Annotated in this window: 8 protein-coding genes; 2 read left to right on the top strand and 6 right to left on the bottom strand. The window is 41.0% G+C overall.

Annotated elements, in window-relative coordinates; all coding sequences use genetic code 11:
• Window positions 1–59: 59 nt before the first annotated feature.
• Window positions 60–1,184 (top strand): glycoside hydrolase family 16 protein, encoded by a 1,125-nt coding sequence (locus tag H148_RS17260; protein WP_051286193.1) that lies wholly within the window; start codon window positions 60–62, stop codon window positions 1,182–1,184.
• Between the two features lie 98 nt (window positions 1,185–1,282).
• Here the strand turns inward: H148_RS17260 and H148_RS0105015 are convergent, their stop codons facing one another.
• From H148_RS0105015 to H148_RS0104990, 6 genes are all read right to left on the bottom strand, one after another.
• A complete protein-coding gene (locus H148_RS0105015) occupies window positions 1,283–2,488 on the bottom strand; it encodes a glycoside hydrolase family 27 protein (protein WP_029033827.1) in 1,206 nt (401 codons plus the stop codon).
• A gap of 78 nt (window positions 2,489–2,566) precedes the next feature.
• Window positions 2,567–5,062, bottom strand: a complete 2,496-nt coding sequence (locus H148_RS0105010) for a glycan-binding surface protein (RefSeq protein WP_083961573.1) — start codon at window positions 5,060–5,062, stop codon at window positions 2,567–2,569.
• Between the two features lie 107 nt (window positions 5,063–5,169).
• A complete protein-coding gene (locus H148_RS0105005; protein ID WP_156877202.1) occupies window positions 5,170–6,240 on the bottom strand; it encodes a hypothetical protein in 1,071 nt (356 codons plus the stop codon).
• A 23-nt stretch (window positions 6,241–6,263) separates the two neighbouring features.
• On the bottom strand, window positions 6,264–7,805 hold the full coding sequence (locus H148_RS0105000; RefSeq protein ID WP_169578543.1) for a RagB/SusD family nutrient uptake outer membrane protein: 1,542 nt from the start codon (window positions 7,803–7,805) through the stop codon (window positions 6,264–6,266).
• A 7-nt stretch (window positions 7,806–7,812) separates the two neighbouring features.
• Window positions 7,813–10,932 carry a SusC/RagA family TonB-linked outer membrane protein gene (locus H148_RS0104995; RefSeq protein ID WP_051286188.1) on the bottom strand — a complete coding sequence of 1,040 codons (3,120 nt, stop codon included), beginning with the start codon at window positions 10,930–10,932 and terminating at the stop codon, window positions 7,813–7,815.
• Between the two features lie 473 nt (window positions 10,933–11,405).
• Window positions 11,406–12,278 carry an AraC family transcriptional regulator gene (locus tag H148_RS0104990; protein WP_029033822.1) on the bottom strand — a complete coding sequence of 291 codons (873 nt, stop codon included), beginning with the start codon at window positions 12,276–12,278 and terminating at the stop codon, window positions 11,406–11,408.
• Between the two features lie 189 nt (window positions 12,279–12,467).
• On the opposite strand from H148_RS0104990, the gene H148_RS17255 reads away from it, so the two are divergent.
• Window positions 12,468–13,613 carry a glycoside hydrolase family 26 protein gene (locus H148_RS17255; RefSeq protein ID WP_051286187.1) on the top strand — a complete coding sequence of 382 codons (1,146 nt, stop codon included), beginning with the start codon at window positions 12,468–12,470 and terminating at the stop codon, window positions 13,611–13,613.
• Window positions 13,614–13,620 lie beyond the last annotated feature (7 nt).

The following is a 13,620-nucleotide window of genomic DNA, read 5'->3' as shown; positions in this document are numbered from 1 at the left end:
GATCTTCACGAAACACGATAATTATCATCAAATTGGATTTTGTAATAAAACCTGAGAATATGAATAGTAAAGTGGCACTCCTGCTATTGCTCTTTTTTATTTCCTGTGGAAACGAAGACGAATTAACCGATTCTTCCGCACCCGAAATTTCTGTAGCAACCGATAATAAAATTTATCTGCCGGGGGAAATGGCAACCATTTCAGTTGATGTGGAGGCTCCGGGTGGATTAAAAGAAGTCAAGATAGGACCCACGTCAATAACGACTTTTAAAGACGAAATTTCTGTAAATGATATTATTTCGGAGTACAGGATTCCCGAGGATGCTCTCCCCGGTGATCACAAAGTAATTGTAGTGGCTATAGATAAGCAAAATCCTCCTAAGACAGATACGGCAGAAGCAATCTTAAATATTGGGGAAAAACCTTGTCCGAATTATGACGAATCCGAATCATTAGATGGGGGATGGACAATGGTCTTTGAAGAAGAATTTTCGAGCGATCTTTCGAAGTGGGATGTCTGGACGGGCGGAGCATATAACAATGAACTGCAACATTATCAGGGTGACAACCTGGAAATCAATGATGGTGTATTGAAAATTTCTGCAAAAAAGGAGACGGTAAATGGATCGACTGACCCAAATAATGCTACTACTAAAGAGTTTAATTATACGTCCGGCAGAATTGAGTCGAAAGAATCCTTTTCTGCAAATACAGGAAGTCCCAAGGTAAGGATGGTGGCGAAAATCATGTGGCCCAACGGACACGGTTTATGGCCGGCCTTTTGGAGCTATGGTGATCCCTGGCCAACCCAGGGGGAGATAGATATTTTAGAAGCAAGAGGAAATGAGCCCACAGAATACCACACAAATTATTTCTACGGCACCCAGGAAGGTGTAAATTTGGTTCAGAATGCCACAGGAACAATAAACGCAGATACCGATTTAACTGCGTGTTACCATGTTTATGAATTAATATGGGAAGAAAATAAATTAACTTCTTATCTGGACGGGAAATTAGTGGAAGTGAAAACCGCTGGGGGTTACATTGATGAACTCTTTGGTAAAACACAGAATATCGTACTTAATTTGGCCGTAGGAGGTGATTATTTTAATAATCTCGATCCTGCATCAATTGATGAAGGAGTTATGTTCATCGATTATGTAAGAGTATATACAGCTGAATAATTTTTTTATCAATAGAAAACCGGAATGAGCTGGTGGCCAAAAAAATAAATGACCCCAAATTTCTCAGGGGTCATTAAATACTTGATATGGCAAAACCGTTAATTTTTAAGACGCACCATAAGAACATCGTGGGATCCTATTGTGGCTTTTAAGTTATTACCGGTATTTCCAATTTCTGTATGGTTGTAGAGATCCCGAATCTGAAATGTATTGTTTTTAACATCCAATCTTCTATTATTTAAATCGTCGCCAATTTGATGCTTGTTCCAATCAAAGTCGAGGTTTTTTGGTTCTTCTGCCATATTGACAAAAGCCATTGCCCACTCTCCGTCAGCCAGAGGTTTAACCCAGATTTCAAAGTCTCCTTCATTGCTGAAGCGCAAAGCCTGTATTCCAAGTTTATCCTGGTTTACAGCAATAACCTCTTTATTCGATAAAGTTTTGACAGTTTCTTTTGAGGCTGCTCTAAGGTCATTGCCCATAATAAGGGGAGAGGTCAGCATGCTCCACATTGCAAAATGAGTTCGGTCTTCAGCATCAGTAAGGCCATTTCCCACTTCCATCATATCATAATCGTTCCAATGCCCGGGGCCTGCTGCCTTGCGAATATTTCCACGCATATTGATTATTGGCCATATGCCCCAGGAGGACCATGTGCCATGACCTACTTCACAATCCCAGCAATTGATAATATCACCGGTAACGCGCCACATATGTCCAATATCTTCTGCCCAGGTCCAGGGTTCATTGTCTCCCCATTCGCAGATACTTAAAACGACCGGTCTACCGGCTTTATAAAGGGCGTCACGCATGGTTATATAGGAGGCTTCTGCGTTTTGCTTCCCGGTGTTGCACCAATCGTATTTTAAAAAGTCAACTCCCCATTCTGCGTATTTTTTTGCATCCTGGTACTCGTACCCACGACTTCCCGGATAACCTGCACAGGTCTTTGTGCCGGCATCGTTGTAAAGACCAAATTTAAGGCCTTTAGAATGCACATAATCTGCAAGAGCCTTCATTCCGCTTGGAAATTTGACAGGATCGGGAACCAGATCCCCATTCTCATCCCGTTCCATGCTCATCCAGCCATCATCAAGAACTATATATTCATAACCGGCATCTTTTAGACCCAATTCAACAAATTTGTCTGCAATGTCTTTTACAAGTTCTTCATTAATATCTGTAGCAAAAGTATTCCAGCTGTTCCATCCCATTGGTGGCGTTTCAGCGAGACCTTCAAATTTTTGTGAAAAGGCGTTTATACTAATAAAGATAAAAAGGAGAAGGAGGGTTCTATTTTTCATTTTAATTCAGGTTTGAAAAAAATATTCCCTGTCGAAAATTAAAACGGCAGGGAATATTTATAGGCTAATCAATATTGTTTATTTTTCTTCAAATCGCACGTTATCTATGGCAAAATTCAGTAACACGTCGGCGCCTTCGAAGGCCATACCGAATTCTGCATCAACCAGGCTGTAGTCGGGTTGCCCGATTAATGACAAAGGAATGGTTACGGTTACCCATTGCCCATCTGTAGAGAAAGGTTCCCCGGTTTCTTCCCACGGGGCCCAGTTGTAAAAAGCATCTACACCATCGGCATCACGGAATCTTATTCTGAAAACGCCGTCGGTAATTGGTTCAAACGTGGCTATGTCAAATTTCAGGACATAATCGTCAATATTTGATCCAACCATGTCTGCACCGTGAAAAGTGGAGGCGTCATTTCTCCAGAAAAGATCTACCCATCCGGTACCGCCGGTTTGGAAGTTTGCTCTTCCATAGCTACTACCGTCAAGGGTGATGCTTGGATCATTTTCGGCAACAACCTGGCCCCACCAGGGACCATTTGCATCCCAGTCGAAAAATACGGCATCGGCGTTTTCTACAGGATCGGGTCCTGCACAACCTCCAGGGGTATCAAAACGTACATTGTCAATGGCAAAGTTCAACATCGTATCTGCACCTTCGAACGCCATTCCAAATTCGGCATCTACGAGGCTAAAATCGGGTACACCCAATACAGAAAGAGGGATCTCGATGGTTTCCCATCCATCAGTGCTGAAAGGTTGCCCGGTGTCGTTCCATGGCTGCCAGTTATAGAAAGCATCTACGCCATCTGCATCACGGAACCTTATTCTGAACATCCCGTCTGTAATCGGTTCGATTGTGTTGATGTCAAACTTCAGGGAGTAACCTTCAAGATCATCTCCAACTATTTGAGCCCCATAAAGGGTTGAAGCATCATTTCTCCAGAAAAGATCAACCCAGCCAGTTCCACCGGTTTGGAAATTAGCCCTACCATAGCTGCTGCCATCAAGGCTAAGTGCAGGATCATTCTCTGCTACTACAGAACCCCACCAGGGCCCCTTTGCATCCCAGTCAAAGAAAACAAGCTCCGGATTGCCCACAGGGCAAACTCCTCCTTCATCTGTGGGGAAGCCAAGAACACTTACCAGTTCATTTGGAACGAGGACCCTGTTGATCTCGTGAATTATACCGTTTGTTGCCCCTATATTAGCATCAACAATTCCTGAAGGGATTGCATCGGCATAAGTCGGTCTTAACCTTGCATCTTCACCAGATAAATCGGCAGTGATTTCATCCCCCTGAAGAGTTGATATAGTGCCACCATCTGTTAATTGGCTTGACATTAAAACACCTTCGTGTAAGTGATATTTTAACAAGGCTTCAAGAGTTGCCAATTCTTCCTCTGTATTAAAATCATCAAGACTTGCAAAATTTTCAATAACTGCAAAGAGCGCAACAAAAGCCTCATTATTAGGTGCAAAAAGTGTTAATTCCTCGGTTTCAAGGGTGCTACCTATCCCTACTTTTTCTACAGCAGCAAGGAAAGAAGTATAACCCCGGTCTTCAGCACGAGCTTTTAAATTTAAAGTTGCCCCCAAAACGTTTTGAAAAACGGATTCAGGCAATAAAACCTTGTCGATTCCGTGAATCACCCCATTTATCGCTTGTACATCGGTAAGGACTACATTTCCAGTACTATAGCTGGCATCAGAAATAACTGAATTTCCATCTACAAAGAATGTATTACCATCCATGGCAGTAAATTCCGATCCGGGAACTAAAGCAGCCAGGGTGTTCTCTCCTGCTATCACATGGTACATCAAAATTTCCTGTAAGGTTTCGACGGGAATATCGGCCAAAGTTTCATAGCCAAAAGCACCATTCATTTGCATCATAAATGCTTCAAAAGCAGTATTGTTAGGTGCGAACACAGTAAATGGAAAGTTCTCATTTTCAGGGTTCGTAACTGAAAGAGCTTCAGCTAATCCTGCCAATTCAATAGCTTCAGCCAGCATGGAAAAATCTGGGTTTATCTGCGTGTGATGGACAATGGTAGGAGGTGCCAGCACCCCGTCCACTATATGCAATACCCCGTTGGTCGTACCAATATCAAAAGAGCCTTCTACAAAAGAGGCGGTCCCGTTTACTATCACTGTGCCCGAGGTGTTGATAAAAGCATCAAGAAATTCTCCATCCGGGCCGCTAGCCATTGTGGGGACATAACCTGTTGCCAGGTTTGGAGTAAAATCGGCGGTAGTAGTATTGATCACATGGTTTAGTAGCAGGTTCTCAAATTCGGCTTCTGAATAGGCTGAAACATCTATTCCATCAAAAGCTGTATTGTTGGGTGCGAATACTGTGTAGGTGGTGGAATTCCTTAGTATCGAATCCAAATCGACCTGTACCATGGCTTCAGAAAATGTACTTAGTTCAAGAGTCGATTCAATTACTTCAGTAAGATTTCGCGGATCGTCCCCTAGTTGCGGATACAGTTCCTCCTCCTTTTCGCAAGAGCTGAGACCCACGCAGAAAACGAGCATTAACAAGTAATAAATTCTATTTATTTTCATCTGTGTGTTTTTATTTAATTCTCAGATGCAGTCCACATTTTAAACTATTGTAAGCCGAAACTTTTTGTGTCAAAAATGTGGATTTACATCATGATTTTTTTTACCCATTAAAGGAATCCAAAATCATCTACATAAAAGATATACTGTGCAGCTCCTGTATTAGTAGCTTCCTGGAAATCCATCCTGGTGATAGTAGTTGGTGCCCCACCAGTTGGGTACCAGTCCCTAAGAGGAATTACATATTTAGTCCATTGTCCGGGAACCAGATCTACCTGTACGAACGAATCGAAATCGTTGAGGGCAATATTTACTAACTGTCCGGGAACAGTGCCATATAGTGAAACAGTTATAGCAGTATAAGCATTATAGGAAATAGGGGTCACAGGATTAAATGTCAATCCTGACCATCCTTCCCTTACACTTTCTATGGAATACTGGCCAAGTGCAGGGTCGGTGTTCTCCAAATCATAAGTTCCTCCCCATTGGCTCATTGTCCATTCGGGATTCAAAGTATCGATGTAAATAGAGTAACTAAATCCATAGGAATCTGACTGTGCCACTGCACCTCCGGCTGTTTCCACGTAAATGTAGGCCTGTTCTACCCCATCCGGCACTTCTACTGTAACCTGAGTTTCAGACATTGAAAGAATTTCTGCCTCACGTTCTACAAGGTTGCCTTCTTCTGCAGTGCCAGAAACGAAAGTTACTTTGCTGGTCTCAGAAAAGTCTCCTCCCAACAGCGTTACAGTTTTTACACCTTCATCTGTTGTTGCCTCCGTGAAATCCTCGATCGTCAAAAGTGAGAAATCATAGGTTGTTTCCCCTGCAAGATTTACCAACCTTAGTTGATTATCCTGTCCCACATACGGTGCCTCTTCGGGAATCGTAGTAAAGGTAAGATCATCGGTAGTCAAAGCAGGGTTAAAGCTCGCTCTTACACCATTAAAGTAAATTGCGGTTAAGGTGGAGAAATTTTCACCCCTAATAATATAGGTGTTTTCCAGCACTCCCTGAGTTACGGGAATATCTTCCCGGGCTTCGCTTACGCTTTCAATCACAGGTGGTTGGTCTCCGCCTTCTATCTCTTCAACATCAAACTCACTTTCACAAGAAGTGAAAGTAAAGACTGATAATATCAGGAACAAGAACGGAAATTTTGTTTTTCTACTAAATTTCATGGTTTTCATTTTATACTTAAAAATTAGTTTTCATCACCAAAATCGTAAGGAACCGGTGCTTCCAAAAGTGCCGGATTGTTTTGCGTTTCATTACTTGGGTAAGGGAACAACAGATCATCCAGGGTAGGAGTGAATGTTTCTGAAGCAACAGTTGGAGGGGTGACACTATTGTCAAAAGTTCCTTTTTCCTGCTCTGCCAAAAATGCAATAGCAAAATCAGGTCCCTGTCTCACAACATCGTACCAGAATTCCCCTTCGAGAGCTAGCTCAAGTCTCCTTTCCCGGAAAACATCATCCCAGGTGTAGGACTGGAGAGGTTCCAGGTCGGCCCTTAGCCTTACTTTATTAAGTGCCTGTAAACCTTGATCAATAGGTCCTCCGCCCATAATGGCAGCTTCAGCTTTTATTAGGAGGACTTCGGCATATCTCATAATATACGTGTTGTTGGGATAGCTCATCATTCCTCCACCCACATTTCCAACCACATACTTTTTGATTCCCACATTGGTCCCCTGGAAATTAATATTCTCAGGTACTGTAAACCCTCCATTTAAGTCCGGGTAAACAGCTCCGGGTTCCATAATGGTGGCGTAGAAGCGAGCATCATCTTCTTCATATAGTTGTTGTAAAGTTATTGATGGTCCTAATGCAGACCACCCATCAGCAAAACCTGTAATTCCTGAGGAACCGTAGAAGGATTGAATTGAATTCCCTTCAGAGTAAACTCCTGAACCAGCCCATTGTAAAGCGAATACTGATTCCGGATTATTATCGTTCTCAAGGAGGAAAAGATCATAATAATCTTCCATTAGATTAAAGGCCCCGGAGTTTATTACTTCATTAGCCAGTTGGTAGGCCATTGACCAATTTTCCTGATACAGGTGTACTTTGGCCAACATTGCTTTTGCCGAATTACTGGAAACTCTTCCTATCTCATAATTTGGATTTTCATTTCGCACATAAAGATTTTCAACAGCAAACCTCAGATCCCTTTCGATAAATTCATAGATATCTTCCACAAGGTGTCGCGGCACTACAGGCTCCAGAACAATCTCGGTGTTATCTGCTATTAACGGTACAGATCCAAAAATACGCACCAGATAAAAATAAGCAGTTGCCCTGATCATTCTTGCTTCAGCAATAGCGTTGTTCACAACTGCTTCAGGAACTTCGGGACTTACCTTTTCAGGTAAAGTGTTTATTACTGAATTTGACTGGGCTATTACAGCGTAAAGACTTTCCCATGCCTGAGTAAGTGTTCCGTGTTCACCAGTAATCGCAAAAGTTTGAAATTCAGAGTTTCGCGCATCCCAGGTCCGGGCATTACCCGAAGCCAATTCACCTATTCCCCAGGAAACATTGCTAACAAAGGCATACCACGGTCTGGAATAGAGGTGGTTCGTTGCAGCCTGCACTTCAGCCGGAGTTTGATAAAACTTATCTACGTTGTACGAGTCTTCCGGTGGTCTCTCTAAAAAATCCTCGCTACAAGAGGGAAAGAAGAGCACAGCGGAAAGTACTGCCAGTAAGAGTACTTTTTTGGATTCAATTAATTTCTTCATCATATTTTTTTTATAATTCGACATTCAGTCCCAGTGTAAAGGTTCTGGGGGAAGGATAACGCCCGTTATCAACACCCATCAATAATGTGTTCTGATTAAAAGTTCCTACTTCAGGGTCATATCCGGAGTAATTTGTAAAAGTGTAAAGGTTTTGGATACTTCCGTAGACCTTCAACCGGTCAATCCCAATCCTTTCGCCTATTTCTGAATCCAAAGTGTATCCTAAACTAACGTTTTGAACCCTAAGATATGAACCATCATCTATATAACGGCTTGACATTATAATGTTTGGATTGGCCTCACTACCTCTCACCAATCGTGGCTGTTGTCCGTCCGGGTTTGCCACAGACCAGTAATCAAGTACAATTGGATCCTGGTTTACGTAATAACTACTTCCAGCAGTTAAAGTGCGTTTTACTCCGTTAAAAATATCATTTCCGTAAGATCCCTGGAGGAAAACCGCAAGATCAAAGTTTTTATAGGTAAAATTATTTTGGAAGCCAAAGGTGAAATCAGGGTGGGGGTTTCCAATAAACGTCCTGTCATTGCTGTCTACCACGCCGTCTCCATTCACGTCCACGTATTTGATGTCCCCGAGCCAGGTAGTTCCAAAAAGGGCATCTCCAACTGGTCTTCCGAATTGAATAGGTGCATCTTCTAAATCCTCCAGGGTTCTAAAAAGACCTTCTACCTTATATCCGTAGAACATCCCGACAGGCTCTCCCACTTCAGTACGGGTGACGTTCATGTTTGAATCACTTATGTAAAGTGATTCATTGATAGGAAGACCTTCCCACAGTTCAGTCACTTCATTTTTGTAATGGGAAAAGGTAAGGGTTGAGGACCAGTTGAAATCAGAATCGCCAAGAGTGTTGTATGATATTGCAATATCAACACCCCTGTTCACCATCTCTCCCATGTTGATCCAGGGTGCTTCAATGGCTCCGGGGGATGCACCTCCGGTAACGAAATCTGTACCTGCATATTGGAATAAGAAATCTTTTGAAACTTTATTATAGAGTTCAATGGTGGCATTTAAACGATGGTTGAAAACACCAAAATCAATCCCTATGTTGGTTTGGGTTGAAGATTCCCATGTAAGGTCTTCATTCTTATAGTTTGCGTATTCAAATCCTGTTCCTAGTCCGGTGTTTATGGGAGTTAACCTTGTGCCGTAAGCGAAGTTAGGGATATTCTGGTTTCCTACTTCCCCATATCCTCCATAGATCTTTATGTCCCGCAGGCCATCAAAATCTTCCATGAAAGATTCGTTCGAGAGTCTCCATGATGCGGACACCGAAGGAAAATATCCCCATTTATTTCCTGCTGCAAACTTTGAAGAACCATCTGCCCTTAAAGATACTGTAAGGTTGTATCTGCTATCATAAGAATATATAGCTCGACCAAAATAAGATTCGAGGGCAGAGCTGCCTATATATTGATCGACTAAATCATCAGCATTCCCCTGACCCAAAACAGGAAGGTTGTTATTGACAAAATCAGCGTCAAACGCAGTGATTCCCTGCCAGCTGGATTCCTGGACCTCCTGTCCCAAAAGAACAGTAAGATCATGAACCTCTGCAAAAGAGTTGTTGTAGGTCAAAAGGTTTTTCAATATCCAGAAAGTGCTGTTTTCTCTTACCGTATTAAGTTCGTTTTGTCCACTTTGGATTTCCCCATAGTAATAGGTTGGCTGGAAACGGTCTCTGAGGTTGTTGCCAATATCCCCACCAATTTCTGTTCTAAAACTGAAATTTTGAGGTAGGTTAAATTCGATAAACATGTTTCCAAAAACTCTGTTTCTCTCAACGGTATTCTGAATGCTCAAAGCTTCAGCAATAGGGTTTCTAAGCCCGTAAGCTATCTCATCGGGAGTTACAGGGCCCGCAAAAGTTCCGTCGGGATTATACACCGGCGTCGCAGGATTATTTAAAAGTGACAAAGAGATGATACCATTACTGGCATTGTTCAAGGTAATCCTATCGTTGGTTCGGCTGGCAGACATATTAATTCCTGTAGTAATCCAGTCTTTAATATCTGCATTAACGTTTGCTCTTACAGTCAGACGGTCAAATCCTGAACCAATTACAGTTCCTTCCTGATCTGTATAAGATGTAGAGAGGAAATAGTTAACGCCCTCTTTTGCACCAGAAAACGCCAACTGGTGGTTTTCAAGCAAGGCATCATCAAATACCTGTGCTTGCCAGTCCGTTCCAGAACCTAAAAGACTGGGGTTGAGGAATTCAATTTGGGGATCAAGGGAGTAGATGGCGCCAATATTGTTTTGGTGAGTAGCGTACTGCTGTAAATTCATAACCTCCATCTTGTTTGTAGGTCTTTGAACTGCCAGATAGCCGTTATAAATTAATTTACTTTCCCCCAATTTACCTTTCTTGGTAGTGATCAAAACCACCCCGTTAGAACCTCTTGATCCATAAATGGCAGTGGCAGAAGCATCTTTAAGGATGTTGATTGATTCAATGTCATTAGGGTTAAGTGCGGCCAGAGGACTAAGGCCTTCGGGGCCGGCCTCACCTCCCGTAGGTACACCGTCTATGATGTACAGGGGTTCGCTGGAGCCGGTAATTGAGTTTACCCCACGGATTCTTACTGAAACAGCTGCTCCAGGTTGTCCAGAGTTTTTGGTCACGGCAACACCGGCAGCTCGGCCCTGCATAAGCTGGTCCACACTTACTTGAGGTACATTCTCCAGCTCCTCAGAACTTATTCGTGATACAGAGCCGGTAATGTTTTCCTCTAATTGTGTACCGTACCCTATAACCACCACTTCCTCGAGGGCTTCTGCATCTTCTGAAAGAACTATACTTAATTGTTGTCCCGGTCTTACCGATACTTCCTGAGTAACGAAACCTACATAGCTAAAAACAATGGCAGTGTTTCCTTCTATCTCAAGTTCAAATTTACCATCAAAATCTGTTGTGGTACCATTAGTAGTACCTTGTTCAATTACGTTTACTCCCAATAAAGGAATTCCGTTACTGTCGGTTACAGTACCACTCACTGTACCTTGTGCCTGTGCAATAGCAGTAGCCGTGCAAAAAATAAATATGAGGAGGATTTTGCCATAGCGATAGAAAACGTTTTCGCCCTCGATTGGATTTTTGTACATAAGATTGTATTATTAATAAAATTGGTTAACTGGGTAAAACTATCAGAAAGTCTTCTAACAAGATATGAGCAAAATCATTAGAATTAGAAGAATTCTTTTATCTCAAATTTAAAGCACTTGTTAAGTTGTTGTTAATATTATTTTATCATTTAATGATGATATTTTTTCCCTATTTATAAAAAAAATATGGCTATACTGAGAATTATTACCCTGGAAATTACACGTAATACCTGCGAAGTTTCCTTTGTGAAAGATTTCAGAAAATGGATTTATAAATTAATTCCTTCTTGCTTCAGGTTAGTTTTGTCCATTTCCTAAAGTGGGAACTTTTCATCCTCATTTATTTTATGGAGTAGACTGGTTGGCCCGGGAAAGTTGGTGGCGCTCCTTATAGTTGATCCATTTCCCCGCATCCATTGAATAAAAGATAAATTGTGATTTTGAGGAGGTTCGTTCGAAATATAAAAATTGTATTAGAGAACTCTTTTAATTCCGCTAAACTCTTCGCGATATTGGGAAGGAGTGCAATTTTTGCTCTTTTTGAATACCCTGTTAAAATTAGCGATATTATTAAAGCCACATTTAAAGGCAATTTCTGCAATACTAAGATCTTTTTCAATTAACCATCGGGACGCATAGCCGATACGAGTGTCATTGACATACTCAATTAGGGTTTTACCTGTTCTTTTTTTGATAAAACGATTAAAGGATACGGGGCTCATATTTACCAATCCCGAGATTGTATTTAATGAGATCTTGTTTTGGTAATTTTCCTGAACGTATTCATATATGATCTTGATCTTGTCACTGTTTTCAAAATCCTTATTATTAGAAGTATATGAAGAAAGTAAACGCTGGTTTCTTGAAGTTGCAAGGTCCTGAAGAATGGATATGAGTTCAAGAAAGTAATCAATACTGTCAATTTTTGAAAGCCTTAGGATCTTTGGTTTAACCTCTTTTGTAATTTTTTCTGAAAAAAGGATTCCATGAGCAGAACGTTCAAACATATCTTTAATAGGTTTCATAATTCTTCGACTTAATAGTTTTTCGTCAAAAAGGTCATTATGAAACTGTATTGTAATCTCATGGATGTTTTTATTCCTGCAGTTATGAAGTTCCCACCCGTGCTGAAGATTAGGTCCAACGAGTACCAGCTCAATATCTTCAATCTCTTCCATGCTGTCACCTATTACTCTTCTCACTGCTTTTCCATTCAGAATGAAATTGAGTTCATATTCCGGATGAAAATGTATGGGAAAGTCAAAATCATCTTTTACCCTGTCAAATACCAGAAAACTGTCTTCAGGGGAAAGAGGGGTTATTTCCCGGTGCACTTCAGGAGTCATTTTGGGTCCTATTTTGGTTCAGGAAAAAATTTCATTATTAAATGACAAAATCATATTAATTAAATCCCCACGGGCAGAGTAAATTTGAAAGTCATAATTTATTCGCGCAAAGTTTTTGAATTTGCAAATTTGGGCAGTTAAATATAAGCTAAGATTTTTTTAATATAAAATATATTGTCAATTAGAAGCATGAAATTCACATTAGACTTCAAGTATTTTGTTTCCAGGCTCATTATTTTTTCAATTCTTATTCAATTAATGGGTTGTAAATCCTTTTCAGGAGTTGATTTTAACGCTATCGATGTATCAGATGCAGAGGCAACCAATTCTGCCAAAATGCTGTATTATAACATACATAAAATATCAGAAAAAGGCATTGCATTTGGTCATGAGGATGCCACGGCTTATGGAATTGGCTGGAAGCATACAGACGATCCCTCCAGACTTCGAAGCGATATAAAAGAAGTTACAGGGTCATTTCCTGCGGTGCATGGTTATGATGTGGGCCACATTGAGCTTGAAAGAGAACATAACCTGGATACCGTTTCTTTTAATTTAATGAGAGATCACATTCAGCAGTTGCATGACAAAGGAGCGATCATCACTATAAGCTGGCATCTCGAAAATCCAGTTACAGATGGCAGTTCCTGGGATAAAACCCCGGCGGCTACTTCAATTTTAGAGGGTGGGGAGCAACGGGAGAAATATGAACTCTGGATAAAAAGGCTTTCCCTGTTTTTTAATTCTTTAAAAGATGATGAGGGGAATGTGATTCCTGTAGTCTTCCGGCCATATCATGAAATGAATGGTTCGTGGTTTTGGTGGGGAGGAGACAATATTTCTCCCGAAAATTATAAACAACTTTGGAAAGAAACCTTTCAGCTCTTAAGACAAAATAATGTACACAGTTTATTATACGCATACTCTCCTAATACTGTAAATAGTGTAGAAGAGTTCGATAAATATTATCCCGGCGACGAATACGTGGACATTCTTGGAGTGGACATCTACAACCACAGCGGAAATGAGTCTTTCACAAGAGATGTAAAAAGTAATTTAGAAATCGTGGGTCAAAAGGCACTTTTAGCCGATAAACCTTTTGCACTAACAGAAACCGGAAATAACAATTTTGGTGAAGATCCATATTGGTGGACGCAAACGTTATATCCGGGTATAAAAGATTCCGGGGCTGCATGGGTTTTGTTATGGAGAAATGCGCGTCCATCACATTATTTTGCTACCTATCCCGGAGAAATTTCTGAAGAGGATTTTAAAGAATTTGCAGAACTGGAAGAAATTCTGTTCCTGGATGAAGTAGAAGAGATCACCAATTAACAAAAGA

Origin of the sequence: Salinimicrobium terrae DSM 17865 (assembly GCF_000424665.1) — a bacterium.
Lineage (GTDB): Bacteria > Bacteroidota > Bacteroidia > Flavobacteriales > Flavobacteriaceae > Salinimicrobium > Salinimicrobium terrae.
This window is presented reverse-complemented; position numbering and strand designations above follow the sequence as displayed.